The sequence below is a fragment of the Dyadobacter chenhuakuii genome, from assembly GCF_023821985.2.
GTDB classification, from domain to species: domain Bacteria; phylum Bacteroidota; class Bacteroidia; order Cytophagales; family Spirosomataceae; genus Dyadobacter; species Dyadobacter chenhuakuii.
In genome coordinates this window covers 2,662,896-2,683,848 of record NZ_CP098805.1, presented here as the reverse complement: position 1 = coordinate 2,683,848, position 20,953 = coordinate 2,662,896, and the positions used below count along the sequence as shown (strand labels likewise).

Sequence of the window (20,953 nt, the reverse complement as noted above, 5' to 3'; positions counted from 1 at the left end):
ATTTTTGTAAAGCGATGAACTTTAAAAATATATATAAAACAGCACTGGGGCTGTGCCTGGCAGCGGGAATGCTGCTTTCGTTCCAGAGCTGTAATGACGACGATGTGGACGGCGCGCCTGCAATCACCAACGTCCGCCTGCTCGACCCTACCAAAGCCGACAGTTCGCTGAATGCAGCAGAACCGGGTAGTCTGATCGTGATCCAGGGACAGAACCTGGGGAGTGTGATGAAGGTGTATTTCAATGATTTCGAAGCTACATTCAATGCTGCATTGGGCAGCAACTCAAATCTGGTTGTGACCATACCAGCCAATGCACCTACCAAGGCAGTGGACGCGAATGTGTCCAATAAAATTAAAGTGCAGACCCGCGGCGGGGAGGCTACTTACGACTTCGTATTATCCGCGCCGACGCCTGTGCTCACAGGTTTGTATTCCGAATTTGTAAAGCCCGGAGGCACGCTGGTTATCAACGGAGATTATTTTTATAACATTAAATCCGTAAAAGTAGGCGCGACCAACTTGCAGATCCTGAGCACTACGGTGAAGCAGATCACCGCCAAAATGCCCGCTACTGCCGTTTCGGACATTGTTACGGTGGAGGGCGAATTTGGCAGTGTCAAAACCGCTTTCAAAGTGAACAGTATGGAAGGGCATATGGTCAATTTTGACGTGCCTGCAACAACATGGGGGGCAGAAGTATGCTGGGGCGGAGCGCCGATTGTGCCGGCAACGGATGCGAATGCGATCTCAGGAAAATATTCACGGATCAAACAAACCAAGTTACCCGCAACCGGCTACGCCGACGCGTGGGTTTTCTCCACTTGCAGTTTCGATTTCAAGCTGGCAGCAGGTCCGGCCGCTGAAAGACAATTCAAATTCGAGCACAACATTGCAGAGCCTTGGAAAGCTGGTAAATACGAAATCACGATCACCGCAGGCGGCACTGAATTCGTATACGCATTCCAGCCCTGGAATTCCACAGAATTCACCGCAACCGGTTATCAAACCAATGGATGGAGAACGGCCGTCATAGAGCTTTCCGAATTCAAAAGCGCCTCCGGCGGCACCATCGCAGACGCATCCAAAGTAAGCGACCTGAAAGTATCATTCGGCTCAGCCGACGTAGCCATTGCTTCGTTTAATGGAAGTGTTGATAATTTCAGGATTGTGAAGAAGTAATAGTAGGGCCGGCGGCCCCTGTCACCCTCAGGGGCGCACCGCCTGACGGCCGAAGGGCTGTCACCCTGAGCGGAGTCGAAGGGCGCTACTGGCTAAGCTTGACGCCTTAAGCATCGTGCTCTCCCCTTCGGCTCCGCTCAGGGTGACAGGGGACCGGGCGGCCGGACGCCAAGGCCCATAACATCGCCCATCAACCAAAGGGCAACATAAATTGCATGATGTATCATTTTAAACATTTACCCAAACTAGCGTCGTTGCTTGTGCTGTTTTCGCTTGTTTTTGATTGCGATTCTGTTTCAGCCCAGCAAAGCAAGCTCGTGAATGATCCGGTTGATATCAGCGGTGATTTCCGGGATTTTTCCAACACATTGTTTTTTGCCGATAGTCTGGCCTCATTTGATCCTGCAACCGGTGTGGGAAAGATCAAATGGAAACGGCATGAGGCTTTCGCTGCGCATAATTTTGATAATTCCATGCTGAGCTATAAGCGCTCTTACAGCAATGAATTTCCTTCTATTGAATACGCACAGGATCCTGTTTTGCCTTTTTCTGTTGAGTTTACATCGCCGCGCACTGTCCGTATTCGTGCGAATACGGGTGCTCAGGGACCTTCATCCGAAATGTCGCTGATGCTTGTGAAAGAGCCGGTTAAGGATGGTTCCTGGAAATATAAAAAGATTAATGGTGGCCACGAATACACGAATGCACACGGATCTGTTACTATTTATGAAAATCCCTGGAAGATCCTGATTAAGGATTCAAATGGGAAAGTGCTTACGCAGACGCGGGGGCAGGCAGACGGGAAATCTTCTTATACGCCGACATTGCCGTTTTCATTTGTCCGCCGGGCTGCCGACTATTCGCGGAGCGTTGCGGCGGTTTTTTCTATTTCGCCTGACGAGAAGATTTTTGGTTGCGGTGAGTCTTTTACGCGGCTCGACAAAAACGGGCAAAAGGTTGTTTTATGGACGCACGACCCGAATGGCGTTCAAACGCAGACGATGTATAAGCCGATTCCATTTTACATGAGCTCTCGCGGCTATGGAATTTTTATGCACACAACCTCGCCCATAACCTGTGACTTTGGCGCTACTTACGGGGAATCCAATGCTATGCAGATCGGCGATGAGAACCTAGACCTGTTCGTGTTTTTGGGGCAGCCCAAAGACATTCTGGATGAATACACAAACCTGACCGGCAAGGCATCCATGCCTCCGTTGTGGTCATTTGGGCTGTGGATGAGCCGCATAACGTACTTCTCAGAGCAGGACGGGCGCAATGTTGCCGCCAAATTGCGCGAGAACCGCATCCCTTCCGACGTGATCCATTTCGATACAGGCTGGTTTGAGACGGACTGGCGTTGCGACTACAACTTCGCCCCAAGTCGCTTCAAAAATCCCGAGGGCATGATCGCGGACCTCAAAAAACAGGGTTTCCGTACATCGCTGTGGCAGCTGCCTTATTTTGTTCCGAAAAACACATTGTATCCCGAAATCGTGGACAAAGGCCTGGCTGTGAAGAACGCAAACGGGACCATTCCCTATGAAGATGCTGTGCTTGATTTTTCCAATCCCAACACCATTAAATGGTATGAAGATAAAATTTCAGGATTGCTGAAACTTGGCGTTGGCGCTATTAAGGTTGATTTTGGTGAAGCTGCACCATTATCGGGCGTGTATGCATCCGGTCGCACGGGCTTTTATGAGCATAACCTGTATCCATTGCGTTATAATAAGATCGTGTCGGAACTGACAAAAAAGATAACCGGCGACAACATTATCTGGGCCAGAAGCACCTGGGCTGGCAGCCAGCGTTACCCCATCCATTGGGGCGGGGATGCGGAAACCACGGACAAGGGAATGGAAGCACAGCTGCGCGGCGGATTGTCGCTGGGACTTTCGGGTTTTACGTTTTGGAGCCATGATATCGGCGGTTTTACCATGAAAACGCCCGAAGATCTTTACCGCCGCTGGTTAATGATGGGCTTGCTGAGCTCCCATACCCGCACGCATGGACAAGCGCCCAAAGAACCCTGGGAATATGGGAAAGATTTTCAGGATTATTTCAGAAAAGCGGTGGAGCTGAAATATAAGCTTATGCCATACATTTATACCCAATCCAAAATAGCTTCCGAGAAGGGCTTGCCGATGGTGCGCGCGTTGCTGGTCGAATTTCCGGACGATCCGGGTGCCTGGATGGTGGACAATGAATATATGCTGGGATCGGATATGCTGATTGCGCCGTTTTTTGAAAAAGCCAAAAGCCGGCAGGTGTATTTACCAAAAGGAAAATGGGTGGATTACCAAAGCCGCAAGGTGTACGAAGGCGGCTGGCACGATATTGAGGCTGGTGAATTGGAAGTGGTCATGCTGGTCCGCGAAGGTGCCGTGTTACCCCATGCAAAAGTGGCCCAGTCAACAGATCAGATCGATTGGAAAAATATAGAACTGGTGGGTTTTAATGTGGAAAGTCCGCGGACGACTATGAAGTTGTTCATGCCGGGTGAAAGTGTGGTGAAAGATGTTTTGGTTATTAAAAAAGGCGGAAAGCTTGTGTTGCAATATGCAAACAGATAACTTTTAGGCGAGCTTATTCGTTTGACAAGAATTCAAAGTAAGCAGTTCCAAAATGATACCATTCCGTAATTTGCCCTTCAAAATTGATGAGGTTTACCTGACCTCTGACACGCATTATGGGCATAAAAATATTTGTTCAGGAACAACAACGTGGCCCGAGGATCATGCCGGGGGATGTCGGAAATTCCCGCTCATTGATGAAATGAATGATGCCATCGTTGCCGGCATTAATGCAACTGTGGGTAAAAATGACCTGCTGATCCATTGCGGCGACTGGTCGTTTGGGGGTAAGGATAACATCCAGATATTCAGGAAGAAAATTGCCTGTAAAAATGTGATCTTACTGCAAGGAAATCACGATCACCATATCTCGCGGGCACATGTGGGGCCACAAAATTTATTCACTGAATTTACCCAGATAGGCTTCTATCAGGTGGAATCTCTCAAATTCGTGTGTGCCCATTATCCTATGGCGATCTGGCACCAGTCGCATCACAATGTTCCTCTTTTCTATGGACATGTTCACGGCTCGTACGAGAATGTGGGCAAATCACTGGATGTGGGAATAGATAATATTTTCAAAATAAAGCAACATTACGCGCCAATTGGGTTACGAGAGGCATACGACATTTGCCAGCGTAAGCCCGCATTTCTCGAATCGCATCACGACGAGTTCACCAATTGAATTGTTGCTTGTTATCTTTTCCTTTTTATGGGTGGGACAGTTTGTAAGTAGGCGAATATGGCAGAACTTTCATCTTCCGTCAATTCCGGGAATAGCGGCATAGGGTAACTGATAACCGAATTGTCTTTTGAAATGCCCTCGGTAATAGCACGTCTGAACTCGGCATCCGTCCAATTCAGGATGCCGGTTATGTGCGGCGTAAGATTCGGTGATTTGATCTTTTTTCCGCTTGCGTCCCGCAATTTATTCCCGCCACCCAAATAGCCCTTCGATCTGGACGGGTCGAGCGGGTCCAGCGAAGCAAAACTTTTGGAATGACAATGGTAACAGGCCAGATTATCAACCAGGTATTTCCCGAGCATAACCTTATCCTCTTTGGGCTTTTGAATGCTGTGGTTGCGATATTCCCCGGGTTTCATCATGCTCAAACCAAGCCTGCCCGCTGGCGTGTACTTTGTTTTACCCGCGCTCCTTACCGATGGCTTTACGGCAGCATCATCGGATTTCAAGTAAGCAATGATGTCGTCCAGGTCCTGGTCGGCCATATTGGGGCGGTGCATGTAAGGCATTAGTCGTCCCGTCCTGCTTACGCCCGTGCGGATCAGGTAAGCCAGTTCGCCGGGCGTGTATTTGCCTGCACCGCGCTCGGGATCCTGCGTGATGTTAGCGGAGTAGATCTTACCGATGAATTTTGGCGAGTCTTCCAGTCTTTTGCCACTGAAATCCTTTGTCTCAAAATTATAATGGCAAGATCCGCAGACCAGCATGGTAAGTCGTTTTCCTTCTGCAACGTCCTGAGACTCGACTTTGTATTCAATCTTTTCTGTCGGGTACTGAATTTTACACCCGGAGGCAATAAAGATCGCCCCCGGAAGCATCCAACTTTTCCAATTCATGGCTTTAAAATGTACTTTCTGAAATACAAAAAATAGCTGTCACAAGCAGCCAACGGCTCCATTTAATGACCGTCAATGCGCACTTCATCCGTCAGATCGCCCGGATGTCATGAGGCGGATGCTAGTTTAGCAATGTTGTATAAAAAAGGGAAGTACACTTTGCGGCAATTGGCCTTAATGGACAACGAAATGGCCATTTTATGGCATCAATTGGGTGAGTGTGGGTTTTAAAAAATAGCATTAAAATTCCTCCGGGAAGTTTCCGGATATCTTACGCTCTTCGCAATGAATGTTACCGGGAGGAACTGTTCGCGTAGTCGGACAAGTAAGCCATTACAGCTTGTTCCGCGCGGTGGTTTACATGAACCACCTGCTGCCAGGGCGAGGAATTCATTATTAGATGATAGAATCTCGGAAAAAGAAGTAACAAATTCTTGAAAATAGATAGGCTTCATGAAGAGAATTGGTTGGAAAATTATTGCGGAACACATTGCAATAATGGTATAGTTCCCAATTTCTTCAAAATCTCAATAGCGGCGACCGTGGACTTTATATTTCCGGTTCTCCGCGCCATGCTGCACTTCCAGGATCCCGCGATAGTCGGAAATGCCGATCTCGCTTTTTATTTCGTCCCGGATAATCAACCTGACGTTGTAGTTTTCACCCGAAAAATAATCCGTAAAACCCTTCCGGTCTTTGTCGGTCATGGTGTAGCTAACATTGATAGTCCGGCCATCGATCATCAAATTGCCTTTTTTTAAAGGTGTGGCTACGAAAATGTATTGATTTTCGGACAATGGTGTCGTTGCGAGACAAAAGTAATATCCGGGCTCCACTGCGCGCAACTCGTTGGAAACGGCCGGTAAGTGATTCGAAGAAGCTGCACCCAAATCCCATGCAGTCCAGTTAAAACAGGCGATAATGAAGGATAGAAAAAGCATATAGGTCAAGGATTAAGTTGGACAGAATGTATACTTCGATTGGGGCTGTGCCTTTCAAGAGAGGTATCCCAGGCTTTTAAATATCACGTGAACATTAGGCCAAAGCCGGATCAGCAGGCTGAAAGAGTGTCAGCAAAAATTTCAACCATAAAGAAAATAAAGCCGGGAAGATGTTTCGACCCGGCTAAAATTTAATACGTTGAGTATAGTCTAGGTTGATATTTTTATGTACAAGTGTGTTTTTAAGCCTTTAAGCCTAATGTCGGCGTAACAAGCCCGCATCCGGGACAGTACTTATCATTTGACTGTGAAGCTCAGACTTCAACTTACTGCTTTCCTCAGCCCTTGCGCGTGCCTCTTTGAGGTAGATGCAAAGTATAAGAAAAAGACTCGCTATTAGTAAAGTGCATTTATTGCTCATGAGTATGCGGATAGTGTTGCCCCCTAGCAGACCATGTATGCAGCAAAATTTTCATGCCAGAAAATGGAGAGATTAAATACAAAAAAGCGGAATAAATAACCAATCGGTTACTTCATTCCGCTTTTTTGTATTTAATCCTAAATTGATAGCACTGGAATAATTAGTGCAAGGAAGAACCGCACCATTATTTGCGAAACTTAGAATAATTATAAATAAATTATCTGGTTTCGTGTCGTATGAAACGGTTTTCTGAGACGTAACTTCCCCATTGAGATCATGGAAGCGCTACTATATCGGGCGACTATCCACACTTTTCCGGGAAAATGAACTCATTTATACGACAGCTTGCTGATCGTCCCGTCCTGATAGCTTAGCAAATAGTAGAGTTTGCCGAAGCCACGAATAATGTCAGTCGGCCGCGAAAGACTGTCGAGCAGGATCTTGCCGTCTTCATTGAGCACTTTGCCAGACTTCGCCGCAAATCCCATCGCTCCGAAAACGCCATGCTGGATGACGATGGGCTTCTGGTTGGCTGAAAGTGTAATGCCGGTCAGGGTTGTGAAGTTAGACTTGTAGACCTCAACCGCTCCTGAGGTCTTTACCTCAAAGATTTTGGCATCACCCGGTGTGAAAGGGAAGCCGGTTAATGTGCTTACCAGAAATTTGCTTCCGTCGTAAACGATGCCGGTTGGCACAGCCTCCACGCCCGCTGCAACATTGGGTATTTTAGCAAACAGGCTTAGCGCGCCGCTTGTCTTGTGTCTTTTAATAATAGCATTGCTTCCGGCGTCAACGATGTACATATGATCGTCCGGCCCGAATGTAAAATGGTATGTATTTGAATTAATGGGATTGGTCAAAGCCAGGCTTTCGACATAGCTTCCAATGTCTGCTGAGTCGATAAGGGCCAGTGCAACAGGGCTGTCGCCAGATTTGAAGGACGACACATCGGCTGTGTAAAGTATGCCGTTGGAGCCATGCAGAAAATATAATTTCCCTGCGCGGTAAGCCAGATGCGCTATTCCTTCTATGGATCCTTCCCGCATCAGGGACTGGAGACCGGTAACAAATGTCGTTTTCACGCCGGAAGGGGTAATCATGGATACGCTGCCGTCATCGCCTTTGCCGGATCCTGCTTCGGTTACCCACAGGTTGTTCTTGTCATCCGCTGCCATCCCGATCGGATATTTCAAGCCGCTTACAAATAGTTCGGAAGACAAAGTTTCCGGTTCAGGTTCAAAAATGTCGTGATCTGTGCAAGCCAGGACGAAGATAAAAGCCAGTAATGTTGAAAGTGAGTAAACTAATTTTTTCATTGTTTTGAAATTGAGGTTGTTAAGGATGATGATTGTGGAGCTTTTGGCTGTGCAGACCAGGGAAATCCTGTGAAGAACGCTGTTGCAGCATTTTCACAGAACCTGGCATTGGACATAGTGATTAAGAAAAAAACGTTGAGTAAAATCTTAGCGCAAAAGAAGATAGGAAAGCGCCATAACGCAATAGCAAATTATTGCTATACGGGCCGGTTTTACTTCCTTAATCATTGTTGTGACAGGCGGTTAGAAAAAAGGTTATTTGTTCTTTAATCGAAAAGTCAACTTTAAGAGTATACAAGTTACATCCGTCTTATATTCACTCCCACCTCTTCATGCTTCGCAGAGTTTTACAATTCAAGATGAATTTGTCTTGCATAAAAATCCACTTGTATGGTCTGCTGCCTTTCCTGGTTTTGCTTTTTACGGATATCTGTGTGGCGCAGGCTCCGCAAACCCGTGTAAACATTCAGTTGCTTGGTCCGGAGCAAGGCTTGCCAAGCCGCAATACGCGCGCGCTCGCCCAGGATGGCCGCGGCTTCATGTGGGTGGCAACCGGCCAGGAGCTATGGCGTTATGATGGTTACAGTTTCCAGAATTTTACGGACATGCTAACCCGATCCATCGGCGGCGGAACCCTGATCAACCAAATCAAGACCGGGCCGGGTGGCGACATATGGGTGACGCATAACATCGGCGTCAGCATTGTCGATGTACTTAACCTCACGTGCAAGACCATTAAACCTTCAACTGCTCTCAAAAGTGTTGATTCCAAACAGCATCTGGATGTTTTTTTTGACAGTGATCAAAATGGCTGGGTTTCGATACCGCGTGGAAAGCTCATTAAGATCAGTAAAGATCTTGTCCCTGAGGCACTATATATGCCACCGACCCATGCGGGGCAGGCTTCCGGTGTCGCGAGCCAGGTTACCAACCTGTTTCTGGACGGGAAAGGCAAGCAGTATGCGTTTAGTGACGGGACTTTTTTGGATGAAATTGATGATAAAGCCAAACTGGTTAAACGAACTGATCTGATAGGAAATGACATTAACCTCCGTCCATTTCGCATCTTCAGTGTGGTGCAGGTGAGTGCGGATACATTATTAATATATTTTGAGCAAAAAACAGGGAAGCACTTCCGGATGCGGCATTATGCTTTCAAAACCGGACATTTTGGCCCTATCACTGATACCGACGCCCCGATAGCGCCCGGGATCATTTATACCGATAAAGGAAATTATAAGTGGTATAAATCTTCAAAGGAAATTGGTTTATTAAATCAAAAAACCGGTCAATTCACCGATCTGACCACCCGCCTGCTGCAAAAATCAGGTGCAGACATTTACTTTTTTGCCGCCTGTTTGAGCACCGACGGCAGTTTTTGGGTGGCAGGCGTGAACGGTCTGATAAAAGTTACGCTAACCGAAGAGATTTTTAGAAGATACATGAGCGTGCCTTTGGAAAAGACCGGCGATATCGGCAGCAGCGTCAGAGGCATTACTGAGGATAATTCCGGAAAGATCTGGGCGTGTTCCTATGGCTATAACCGTGACGGTTTGCAATATCTGCTTCACCAGATCGATCCCGTGACACATAGGAGCAGGCATATGCAGCTGCACAGCCAGAACAGGACTATGAAGAATACGGTGATTCCATATAAAGTGCTTTTTACCAAAAACGAGGTTTACGCAGTAACAGATGGCATCGAGTTCCTTAAAATTGATCCTGAGACAGAGGCTTACGCGGAAGTGGATTTCCCGTTTGTGAGCGGACGCGGCTTTACTTCTTTCTATAAACTCAATGACTCAACTTTCTGGACAGGCACCTGGGGTGGAATGGGCATTATCGGCACGCGGGATATGCAACCTGTTCTTTTGAATGATAAAGCGGGACGCTATATCAAAAATGTGCGCGTCAACAACTTCATGCCCTGGCAGAAAAACCGTGTTTTGGTAAGTACAACCAATGGCCTGTATGTGCTGAATGCGGATGCCAGTATTTATGAACATTACGGACAAGCAGCCGGAGATAAGATCAAGCTTCCCGCTTTGCAGATTTTCCATACAACATGGTTTGAAAATGCACTTTGGGCGGCAACCGGGCAAGGTTTGATCCGCATTGACATGGATAGCAAACAGACGCGGCTTTTTACCACGCATGACGGCCTGCCTGACAATAACATTTATGCGGCCCTGCCCGATAAACGGGGGAATCTCTGGATGAGTACGAATAAAGGTTTGTCGCGCTTTAATACGAAAACGGGAAAATTCCATAACTACGGCATTTCAGACGGCTTACCTCATTTGGAATTCAATCATGGATCCTATCTGAAATCAAGAGACGGCACACTTTACTTCGGCGGCCTGAACGGCGTGGTGGCATTCAACCCGGAAGAGCTTGATTCAAGCCCGAAAAAAGAAAGTGCATTGCAGCTTATTTCCTATTCGAAATTCGATGCGAGCCGGAACAAAACCGACACTATCATTACCCACCAGACTGGTCAGCAGATCGTTTTCAATCCAGGTGACCGCCTGTTTGCCTTTGCATTCATGAGCCCGGATTACCAGAATACGTCATTGAACCGGTTTCGCTACAAGCTGGAAGGGTGGGGGGACGATAGGTGGCAAATGTTTGAATTTGGGAACAAACTACTCTTTAACAGTCTGCCACCGGGTGATTACATGCTTAAAGTACAGGTTTCCGTTGGCGGCGCCGATTGGAGCAGCCAGGAATGGCAGTCACCGATCCGGGTGCTTACGCCCTGGTATCAATCGGTTTGGTTTTTCATTCTCAGTCTGCTGGGTGTGGGGTTGCTGATTTACTTTTTTTATCAATACAGGCTCCGGCAGATCATGGATATCCAAAAAATCCGCAACGGGATCAGCGCTGATATGCATGATGAGATCGGGAGCACGCTTAGCAGCATTACTTTTTACAGCCAGGCATTGCTCATGCAAATCGAGAAAACGGAACATCAGCAGGTGGTCCGGAAGATAAAGGAAAATGCCCAACAGGTTCAGGAAGGGCTTAGCGATATTGTATGGAGTGTCAAAGCCGGGAATGACCAGATCGAGGACGTGTTTGCCCGGATGTTTGAGTTTGGCAGCACATTGGCCGAGTCCAAAGGATTTACTTTTCGTTTTGAAACAGATATCCAAATCCAAAACCTGAAACTGGATATGCAGACGAGGAAAAACCTGTATCTGATTTTCAAAGAAGCAATGAACAATGCTGCCAAATATTCCAATGCCAGCACCATAGATGTATTTACAATGCGGGAAAGCGGCCATACAAAGCTTACTATCCATGACAACGGCCGGGGCTTTGATCCGGATTTCATCAGGAAGGGCAATGGATTGGCCAATATGCACCACCGTGCGGCACAGATGAACGGCCTGCTTACGATACACTCCGTCATCGACGAGGGGACGACCATTACGCTGGTATTCTGATGCAATGAGGATGACTAGTATTTGCTATATTGTAGAAGAAATTCGAGTGCTAATTTTGCAGGATATTTTATTTCAACATCATATTAATTGCTATTGACTCACCGTATGGCGTCAAGGATCATTATTTTCGACGATAATCAGGAAAGATTGAACAGCGTGTCCATGCTCCTCAATCTCTCCGACGGTTTCGTGTGCACCGGAACTTTCCCAAATGCCAACAACCTTCTGGTCAACATTACCGAATCGAAACCGGACCTTGTGCTCATGGATATAGACATGCCCGGAATTAACGGCATAGATGCAACTATCCTGATCAGAAGGCATTTTGGCGCATTGCCCGTGCTCATCCAAACGAACTTTGAAGAAGATGAGCGGATTTTTGGCAGTCTGCAAGCCGGTGCCAATGGATATTTATTAAAAAAGACAAGTCCGGAGCGGTTTATCGAGAGTTTGCGGGAGGCGCTTGAAGGCGGCGCGCCTATGACCGGCAGCATTGCCACCAAAGTCCTGCGCTACTTTTCTGCTGAAACCATAGCTAAAAAAGACTACCACCTGACCGAGCGTGAGAAGCACATATTGGGTTTTCTGGTCAAAGGTTACAGCTATAAACTAATCGCCGCAGAATGTGGCATTGCCTACAACACAGTAAATAACCACATCCGCAATATCTACGACAAACTTTACGTAAACAGCGCCACAGAAGCAGTAAGCCTGGCGATCAGGGAAAGGCTGGTTTGAGGGACTCAGCTGTCAATTAAACTTAAACATATCAACATTCCGGCTGAATGATTTCATAGAAGTCATCTGGTCCATAGACGGATAAGTGATATCTGGCTTTGCATTACCCACATTATTGAGTGTGCTTTCAACAAATAATTTGGCTGTAAGTTGTTCTGAAACATTCAATTCGGACTTGCAGTGCGTTTCTTCAACAATGTCTAGGTTCTTTATTGCCAAATCCCTTGCATTCAAGTTGCTTTTTGTGAATAATTCGGCATGCATGTCATTCGCTGATCCGCTTAATGCAGCATTACATGACGTTTCCATCCTTAGGTTTAAGGAATTCAATTTAACCATTCCGGTAATGGATGATTTGGTTTGAAGTTTTACAACCAGATCATCATTTTCAAGTGGAGAAAGTAATTTGATGTTAGAAACGCTACCCAATATGCTGTTTATACCGTTACTGTAAGTCAGCATTATTTTAGGGCTTGTGACATTTCTTAATGGCTGATTTCTCTCGTAATGAATAACAAGCGTGTCGCCATCGACCTTACTTGCGATGTGCTCAATGATATTTGATTCTGCTGTCAAAGAAATAGAATTGGTTTGTCCTTTTTGTAAATCCACATCCAGTCCGATAATTCTTAAATGACTGAAATTTGGAATCTCCCGACTCGAATTTGTCATTTGCTTATTGCCTACAATTTCAGTCTTCATGCCCTGACCTACCACTGTGCTGCACATTAAAGCAAATACGGAAACATAGAATAGATTTATCATGGTTTATAAATTTTGTATACACCAATAATACAAAAATTTATAAGATTAGTCAAACGGAAGATACTTCTATCAGCCGTTCTCCATGATCCTGTAATTTCAGCGTTCTATTGCCTGAGTAGAATACAGCCTGACCGAATTTGGTAAGACACTAATCCCTGTCATCGCCGCATTAGGGCAATGGAGCGATGAACATGAAGGTCGTTTGCGGGATGTGATTCTGAGACAACTAGTGCATGCTGAATGATATGCGTGCAGGTATGGTTCTTGTCTTGATTTTCTAAAACCTACGTATCAAGATGAAACAACAAGATTTAAAAACCGCAGGCAGGATATTGCTGGGAGCAAGTCTGGTTTATGCAGGCATCAGTCATTTAACATTCGCCAGAAAAGAGTTCCGCGCACAGGTCCCTGACTTTATTCCACTTAAAAAGGACGACACTGTAGTCTATTCCGGGATCGCAGAAATCGCCCTCGGAGCTGCTTTGATCGCCACACCTCAGGAACACCGCCCCAAAATCGGAAAGTTCGCTGCTGCATTCTTCACCGCCGTTTTTCCCGGCAACATCACTCAATACACCCACCAGCGAGACGCATTCGGACTCGATACGGATAAGAAGCGTTTAGTAAGGTTGTTTTTTCAGCCGGTGTTAGTATGGTGGGCGCTGGCGAGCACGCGTTGAGGTTGGTTTCCTGTCCATGCGGCAAATGCAAAAATTTGCCGCATGGAAATAGATGATTATTCTACCGAAGGTTTCAAAACTGTATATTTCAGATTATCAACCGTAATCCCTGAAACGGATTTAATGTGCAGTTTGGACATCGGGGTTTCCGGAAAGAAAATATCGGTCATCACCGTTAGCCCATTGTCAGCGAAGAGCTCGACGGAGGCAACGTCGGCGATTAATGTCAGCGGAATATCACTTCCTGTTGCAAATCTGGGCGCAATGTGTTTTTCTCCAAAACCTTTTTCAAAGTCAATGGCACCGGATTTCGAACGGTCAATGTAATATTGATTTCTTGCTTTGTTATAACCGACGATCAGTTCATTACCAGCCTCATTCGCCAGCACTATTGAGAAATCCGCTGTGTTTTTGGTCGTAAAATCCAGGCGGAAAAGTCCGGTTTTGTTCTTTGCTTTTTCCGTCAGATCCAGCTGATCTTTCACCTTTACATTCTTCATTGAAAATGTGGTGGTGTTCAAAACATCCAGTTCTTTAACGGGAACCGAAGTCAGGTAAGTTTCTTTACCGACTGTTTTTAAACCCAACTCACGGGCAATCGTATTCGCACTTCTCCAAGGATCTGTCGGAACCTGATTAGCATATTGCCAGTTGCTCATCCAGCCCATCAGAATGTTGCGATTGCCTGTGTTGGCGAATGTTACAGCTGCGTAATTATCTGTTCCAAAATCCAGCCATTTGGTTTCCTTTGAATTGGAAGTGAATGTTTTACCGTCAAAGTCTCCGAGGAAATATTGGCCCGCAGAACCTTTGTTCGGTCCGCCTGGATTAATGTTCACGATCAGCACCCAAATGTCTTTTCCTTCGTGTTTGATCGGAAAAAGATCCGGACATTCCCACACGCCGCCGTGGCCGCCTTCGTTTGCTCCGAATTCACTTTCACGCGTCCAGGATTTAAGATCAGGGGAAGAATAAAACGTAATGCGATCTTTCGTTGCCAACGTCATCACCCATTTTTTCTGCGGCTCAAACCATCTTACTTTCGGGTCCCGGAAATCGGTTACGCCCGGATTCTGGATCACCGGATTGCCTTTGTATTTCGTCCAAGTTTTACCGTCGTCCAGACTGTATGCAATGCTTTGCGTTTCGTGTTTGCCGGTTTGCTTTTTTTCCTCGACAGGGTCATGATGTGTAAAAATGGCAACCAATGCTTCTTTACCGAATCCTGCCGTATTGTTCTTGTCCACAACCGCACTTCCTGAAAAGATATAACCCAGACTATCCGGATACAAAGCAATCGGCTGCTCTTTCCAGGCGATCATATCCTTGCTCGTAGCATGTCCCCAGTGCATCGGTCCCCAAACCTTGCCGTCCGGATAGTATTGATAAAACAAATGATAAATCCCGTTGTGATACACCATCCCATTCGGATCATTCATCCAGTTGGCTTTGGGCGTAAAGTGAAATTGCGGACGGTATTTCTCCTTAAAAGCCTGAGCGATAGCATTAGAGCCGGTTATGGCACAGATAAGGAGTAGTGCAATGATTATTTTTTTCATATCTTAATTTAATTGTGTTTGGGCCAGAACAGTTCTGACATTTACCATCCTGCATTCTGTTTGTACAAGCCGCTGCTGAAATTGATCTGATTCAATGGTATAGGCAGATATTCATCCCGGCCTGCTGTAAATTTCGCATCTCCCAAATGCGTTGCCCTTGTTTTCTCAATCTTGAAATAGGCATTAATGTTTTCAGCCGCAACGCCCCAGCGAACCAGGTCGAAGAAATGATAACCTTCACCAGCAAATTCAAGTCGTCTTTCCCAACGCATCGCCATTCTTGCATAGTTCTGTGTCCAATCCGAACTCTTAACATACGGTTTTACCCTGAAATTGGCCGTTGGTTTTCCATCTGCTGCTACGAGCAAACCTGTACTTGTGCCTGCGCGGGCGCGGATCCTGTTGATCAAAGGAAGTGCTTCGTCTTGTCTACCCAGTTCTATCAATGCTTCTGCTTTCCAAAGCAGTACATCGGCGAACCGGATAATCTGCCAGTTTTTGGCGCTGGACATAAATGGCGGCACTTTTTGGAAAGACGGATCGGTTGGCAAAACCACTTCCTTAATGCTTGCAAATGCGCCGTAAACCGCCGGAGCGCGGGCCCAGGATTTTTGGAATACATAGCTTTTTCCATATTTGAACGGCGCATTTGGCCTTGCCACAGTGTGGTCCAGCCGCGGATCGAATGAGCTGGTCTGGAAATCAAGGGATGCCGCTACGTCATTAGCAGCATAGGTTTGAAACAGCGGCAGACCGTCGGCACTTGTTTTGAATGAATTGATCAGGTCGTGGCTGGGAACGTGGAAACCGCAGCAGCCGTATTCCTGGTTCATGGTGTAATTCAGCGCATGTCCGTAATCCAGCCTGCCGAGTGGCGTTCCGTCGTTTTTTGAATATTGAATTGCAAATACGGATTCGGGGCCGTTCTCGGTTGCTGTTAGAAAATTGTCAGCATAATCGGCGCTCAGGTTATACTTTCCGGAGTTGATCACCTCATCACAAAGCGAATTTACTTCTGTCAGCAAGGCTTTATTTATCGATACAACGGCATTGGTTTCGTTTTGTTCGTAAGCCTTGTACAAGAGTGTTTTTGCCAGATAGGCTTTTGCCGAAATCTTGTTAGCCCGGCCTTTGTCACTTTGATTTTCAGGAAGCTTGTCAACTGCGCTCCGGAAATCGGCTTCTATTTTTGACCATAGTTCGTCATTGGAAAGCTTGTCATTTGAAATGGTCGGATAGTCTGTTTTGGCAATGGTTTCATCGATATACGGGACATATTTGAACAAGATTTTCAGCAGGAAATAGAAATGTCCTCTCAGGAAATTGAGTTCACCCATACGCGCTGCTTTTTCGGGATATTCTGCTTCGGAAAATGCACTCACTCTGCGCATTGCATCATTGGTCCGGCTGATGCCCACGTACAATCTGAACCAAACCTGGTCGATCAATGCATTGTCAACCCGGTTGAGTGAAAATGTTTCGAACAAATGAAATTCTGACAAATCGCCCGGGCCGTCGCCGCCTTTGTACATATCGCCGCCGCGAATGCTTCCGTAAGCCCACATGCTGGAAAAAGGGGAGGTGTAATGATCGTTTCCAAGTGCGGAGTAGGCTGCTACCACCATTTTGTCCACATTCTCAGGTGTATTCAAATCGTCGCCCGAAATGACACCTTGGGCAGGTTCTACCAGCGCATCGTCGCAGCCTGTGAAAAGCACCATGAGCAATGTCAGGGCGTATATAAATTTTTTAGTGATCATGATTTCAGAATTTTAGAAAGTGACATTCAGGCCAATGGTTCCTATGACGGGTATCGGGAAAGCGAAGTTTGGAATCTCCGGGTCGGGACCTGTGAAAGCTTTGCTTTTGATGGTAAACAGGTTGCTCCCTTGCAGATACAATCGTGCGCTCTGGATTTTCAGGGCATTCAGACTTTTGAAATTGTACCCGATCTGCGCGTTTCTCAATTTCAGGTAGGAACCGTTTTCAATGAAGTAAGTCGAGAAGCGGCCTTCGTTATTTCTGTCTACCAATGTTAAAGCAGGAATGTCAGAACCTGTGTTTTCGGGCGTCCATGCGTCCAGCGTTCTGTCACCCCAGTTCGTGCCGGTCCAAAGTGATGAGAAATCGGTGTAGGTTTTGAATTCGTTCTGAACCTTTACATTGATCCCTTGAAAGAAGAAGCTCAGATCGAAATTTTTCCAGCTTACGGAAGTGTTGAAGCCATACATATACTTAGGCGTGCTGTTTCCGATAAAATCCCTGTCCTGCGCGTCAATGGTGCCATCGCTGTTCAGATCGGCATATCTGATTCGTCCCACGCCTTTTCCCGGTTGGGTTGCAGCATTGTCCACTTCGCCCTGATTCTGGAATATTCCGTCGGCTACATATCCAAAGAATGAATTGGCCGGACGGCCCAGAATGGTCTTGTCCGTTCCATTTCCCGGATAGGATGCAATCACCTCTTTTGGTAAATACGTGATCTTGTTGCGGTACAGCGAGAAGTTACCGGTCAGGTTGATCCTTAGATCATTACCAATTTTAGTGTCATAGGAAAGCAATGCTTCGAAACCGCTGTTTTTCATCGAAGCGCCGTTGGTAAATCGGTTTCCACCATCACCAATCACGGCCAGATATGCCGGGCTGATCAGGATGTCGGATGTTTTTCTCTGGAAATAATCGACAGAACCTGTCAATGTGTTGTTCATGAACCCAAAATCCACACCAAAATTCGATTCTGCCAGCGATTCCCATCTCAGGGCATCATTGCCTTGCTGGATCAATGTAAATCCGGATGGGAGCTGGCCTGTGCCATTGCCGCCAATGTCATAAGCACTGCCATTATCAAAATCCCAGGTTGGATCGCTGCCGTAAATGGCTGAGTATAAAGACTGCGTAGCATTGTTCGGAATTTCCTGATTACCCGAGCGCCCCCAGCCATATCTTAGCTTTAAATCAGAAATGAAGGGCATATCTTTAATGAATGCTTCTTCGCTCAAACGGTAACCCAATGAAAATGCAGGAAATGTTCCGAAGCGGTTTTCTTTTCCAAAGCGCGACGAACCATCACGACGTACAGTTGCCGATGCCAGGAACTTATCAGCGTAAGTGTAATTAACCTTTGCGAAATAGGAGAAAAGTGAATTCGAGCTGCCGCTGCCGCCATTATTAATGTTGTTGCTTCCGGCATTCAGATAGGAATAATTGATATTCTCCAATGCCAGGCCTCTTCTGCTTGCTGAAAATTCCTGGGCGATATATCGGATGCTTTCCTGTCCAACAAGGACTCCAATTTGGTGCTTACCAGTCTGAATGTCATAATTCAATGTGTTTTGCCAGATCGAATTTCCCGAGTAATCCTGGAAGTTGGAAACCTGATTCGTTGGATCAGACAAGAAACCTGAGGTGTACGATTTGCGAAGCAGCCTTTTGTAACCACCGCTATAATCAATTCCATAGCTGGTTTTAAGATGCAGTTTTGGAATTATTTCCAGGTCGGCAAAGACATTTCCGAATAGCCGGTAGAAGTTGCCTTTATTCTGCCTGTTGTCCTCGATGAGCCTGACCGGATTTTGGCGGTCGGTCATTCCGGACGCAGGGCCGCCCCATCCGCCATCCACGGTGTAAACCGGCACAACAGGCTGTGAAACAAGTGATGCAAATAAGATATCGGCAGTAGGAGACTGCACATCCTGGATGTAAGTAGCAGACAGGTTTTCGCCGATTTTCAATTTGGACTTAAAGAGCGAGAAATCCGTGTTCAACCTTGCGTTATACTTTTTATTATGCGTAGATTTTACAACTCCTTTGTTATCGTAATAGCCCAGCGAAAACATCGTATTTCCTTTTTCAGAACCATTGGAAATAGACATATCATAGGATTGGATAATCGACTTTTGTGCAATCTCATCATACCAATAAGTGTTCGCAGGCTTCATCGTTTTTGCCGCATCAATGAATTCGGGATACTTCACCTGATTCAATGAAGGACTATTGAAGTCGTTATTCCAGTCGTATTGATAAATCTGGTTCGCATTCGGATCTGCTTTGTCATTCACTGCCGCCTGCCAGTAAGCCCGGCCTCTGCCGTCTGCATTCAATGTTTTTAGCTTTGAAGCATAATCCTGAATTGAAGTAGAAATGTTCACATTCAACCTTGACTGGCCATTTTTTGCTTTTTTGGTCGTAACAATCACCACGCCATTTGCAGCTCTTGAACCATAAATCGTCGCCGAAGAAGCGTCTTTCAAAACCTGGATAGATTCGACGTCGGCCGGATTGATTTCATTTAATCCTCTTTTGGTAGGAATGCCATCGATGATGTAAAGCGGATCATTATTGCCCAATGTGCTGCCGCCTCTGATCCTTACCGTAGCACCTCCGCCAGGCGCTCCATCCGTGGTGATCAACACGCCCGGCACTCTTCCCTGCAATGCTTTTGCCGGGTTACCCACCTGACTGTCCTTAATGTCTTTAATGCTCACCACACTTACCGCACCTGTGATATCCTTCTTTCGCTCAGACTGATAACCGGTAACAACGACTTCATTCAGGCTTTTTGAATCATATTCGAGCGTCACATCCATGACACTATTCGTGCCCGGAACCACCTCACTTGGGACCATGCCCACGTAAGAAAATACCAGCGTTGCGCCACTGTTAATGCTGATGCTGTACTTTCCGTCAGCGTCCGATAATGTGCCGTTGGTTGTACCCTTTTCCAGGATACTTACGCCCGGGAGCGTCACGCCGGCGCCGTCTTTCACAGTTCCGGTAATGTTGGATTGAGCAGCCGCAAGTTGCACCCAACAGAGTATGGCAAAAGCCAGAAGCGGTAGTCGTTTAAACATGATTGATTTGATTATTGATTAAAAAACCAGCAATTTCTTTTTCAGCAATAACAGGTGTAGCACCAGAATAGGAGGCAACCAATGCACCAACGGCACAGGCTTTTTCAAGGGCTGAGGGGATGGACGAGCCGGAAATATATTCTTTGAGAAACATCGCCAGAAAGGAATCGCCGCTGCCAATCGTGTCCTGCACTTCCACGACATATCCGCCCTGAGAATGAAATCCGTCCCCGGAAAGAACGACCGCGCCATCGGCACCGAGCGTAACACAAACCAGTTTCAGGTTGAAGCGTTCGTAAAGGAATTTCATCTGCGTTTCCACGTCTGGCTGTATGCCAAACCACGTGCAAACCGTGTTAAGCTCGTGCTCGTTAACTTTTACAATGTCGGCCTGTTCCAGCAGATATTCGGTGGTGGCTCTGTCCAGATGCGGCGGGCGAATGTTGACGTCAAACACTTTCAGATTTGCATCTTTCAATAATTCAAAAAGTGTGTTGCGCGACTGCTGGCTGCGAACGGAAAGCGTGCCGTAAACAAACACATCTGAATCTTTAACCAATTGCTTGTTTTCAGGCGTGGTCATAATGTAGTCCCAGGCAACGGGCTGCACGATTTTGTAGGTTACTTCGGTTTTGTCCGTCAGGTTAACTTTTACTATACCGGTGAGATGTGTAATTCCGGTTTGGATAAAATCTGTGTTAAAGTGCTGGTTGTTAAGATAATCCATGAGTTCAACGCCCAGATCATCGTCGCCGACGCGGCTGATGAAGGCTGGATTCAATCCGAAGTTTTTCAGGTGAATGGCCACATTCATGGGTGCTCCGCCGGGTTGCTTGCCAGATGGCAGCATATCCCATAGCATTTCTCCGAAAACGGTTATTGTTGGTGTCATATAA

Annotated in this window: 15 protein-coding genes; 7 read left to right on the top strand and 8 right to left on the bottom strand. The window is 46.4% G+C overall.

Translation table 11 applies throughout. The features are described 5' to 3' along the window. The first annotated feature begins 14 nt into the window (after nucleotides 1–14). From NFI80_RS11120 to NFI80_RS11110, 3 genes are all read left to right on the top strand, one after another. Complete coding sequence (locus tag NFI80_RS11120; protein ID WP_235158476.1) at nucleotides 15–1,181, top strand: glycan-binding surface protein; 1,167 nt, start codon at nucleotides 15–17, stop codon at nucleotides 1,179–1,181. Nucleotides 1,182–1,396: 215 nt separating this feature from the next. Further along, the gene (locus NFI80_RS11115) at nucleotides 1,397–3,757 is read left to right on the top strand and encodes a glycoside hydrolase family 31 protein (RefSeq protein WP_235163023.1); all 2,361 of its coding nucleotides are present in this window, start codon (nucleotides 1,397–1,399) and stop codon (nucleotides 3,755–3,757) included. A 52-nt stretch (nucleotides 3,758–3,809) separates the two neighbouring features. After that, entirely contained in the window at nucleotides 3,810–4,442 is a 633-nt protein-coding gene (locus NFI80_RS11110) for a metallophosphoesterase (protein ID WP_235163024.1), read from the top strand. A gap of 11 nt (nucleotides 4,443–4,453) precedes the next feature. On the opposite strand, the gene NFI80_RS11105 is transcribed toward NFI80_RS11110, so the two are convergent. The 3 genes from NFI80_RS11105 to NFI80_RS11095 form a co-directional block, all read right to left on the bottom strand. Then, entirely contained in the window at nucleotides 4,454–5,338 is an 885-nt protein-coding gene (locus NFI80_RS11105; RefSeq protein ID WP_235163025.1) for a c-type cytochrome, read from the bottom strand. 527 nt (nucleotides 5,339–5,865) lie between these two features. After that, a complete protein-coding gene (locus tag NFI80_RS11100) occupies nucleotides 5,866–6,279 on the bottom strand; it encodes a hypothetical protein (RefSeq protein WP_235163026.1) in 414 nt (137 codons plus the stop codon). A 750-nt stretch (nucleotides 6,280–7,029) separates the two neighbouring features. Beyond that, nucleotides 7,030–8,016: a ScyD/ScyE family protein gene (locus tag NFI80_RS11095; protein WP_235163027.1), complete on the bottom strand. Its 987-nt coding sequence runs from the start codon at nucleotides 8,014–8,016 to the stop codon at nucleotides 7,030–7,032. A gap of 332 nt (nucleotides 8,017–8,348) precedes the next feature. On the opposite strand from NFI80_RS11095, the gene NFI80_RS11090 reads away from it, so the two are divergent. Then, nucleotides 8,349–11,465 (top strand): sensor histidine kinase, encoded by a 3,117-nt coding sequence (locus NFI80_RS11090; protein ID WP_235163028.1) that lies wholly within the window; start codon nucleotides 8,349–8,351, stop codon nucleotides 11,463–11,465. A gap of 105 nt (nucleotides 11,466–11,570) precedes the next feature. Continuing rightward, a complete protein-coding gene (locus NFI80_RS11085) occupies nucleotides 11,571–12,203 on the top strand; it encodes a response regulator (protein ID WP_233795914.1) in 633 nt (210 codons plus the stop codon). 12 nt (nucleotides 12,204–12,215) lie between these two features. Here NFI80_RS11085 and NFI80_RS11080 read toward each other — a convergent pair whose 3' ends face one another. Further along, nucleotides 12,216–12,968, bottom strand: a complete 753-nt coding sequence (locus NFI80_RS11080) for a GIN domain-containing protein (RefSeq protein WP_235163029.1) — start codon at nucleotides 12,966–12,968, stop codon at nucleotides 12,216–12,218. A 127-nt stretch (nucleotides 12,969–13,095) separates the two neighbouring features. On the opposite strand from NFI80_RS11080, the gene NFI80_RS11075 reads away from it, so the two are divergent. Both NFI80_RS11075 and NFI80_RS11070 read left to right on the top strand, forming a co-directional pair. Beyond that, complete coding sequence (locus NFI80_RS11075) at nucleotides 13,096–13,212, top strand: hypothetical protein (protein WP_255703437.1); 117 nt, start codon at nucleotides 13,096–13,098, stop codon at nucleotides 13,210–13,212. Nucleotides 13,213–13,264: 52 nt separating this feature from the next. After that, a complete protein-coding gene (locus tag NFI80_RS11070; RefSeq protein WP_235163030.1) occupies nucleotides 13,265–13,648 on the top strand; it encodes a DoxX family protein in 384 nt (127 codons plus the stop codon). A gap of 56 nt (nucleotides 13,649–13,704) precedes the next feature. On the opposite strand, the gene NFI80_RS11065 is transcribed toward NFI80_RS11070, so the two are convergent. Genes NFI80_RS11065 through NFI80_RS11050 form a run of 4 tightly spaced genes read right to left on the bottom strand, consistent with a single transcriptional unit; the run spans nucleotide 13,705 to nucleotide 20,949 of the window. Continuing rightward, entirely contained in the window at nucleotides 13,705–15,207 is a 1,503-nt protein-coding gene (locus NFI80_RS11065) for a glycoside hydrolase family 32 protein (protein ID WP_235163031.1), read from the bottom strand. 41 nt (nucleotides 15,208–15,248) lie between these two features. Further along, entirely contained in the window at nucleotides 15,249–16,967 is a 1,719-nt protein-coding gene (locus NFI80_RS11060; RefSeq protein ID WP_235163032.1) for a RagB/SusD family nutrient uptake outer membrane protein, read from the bottom strand. A gap of 12 nt (nucleotides 16,968–16,979) precedes the next feature. Continuing rightward, nucleotides 16,980–20,057 carry a SusC/RagA family TonB-linked outer membrane protein gene (locus NFI80_RS11055; RefSeq protein ID WP_235163033.1) on the bottom strand — a complete coding sequence of 1,026 codons (3,078 nt, stop codon included), beginning with the start codon at nucleotides 20,055–20,057 and terminating at the stop codon, nucleotides 16,980–16,982. Next, entirely contained in the window at nucleotides 20,050–20,949 is a 900-nt protein-coding gene (locus tag NFI80_RS11050) for a carbohydrate kinase family protein (protein ID WP_235163034.1), read from the bottom strand. The genes NFI80_RS11055 and NFI80_RS11050 overlap by 8 nt, the downstream gene beginning before the upstream one ends. Nucleotides 20,950–20,953: the final 4 nt, after the last annotated feature.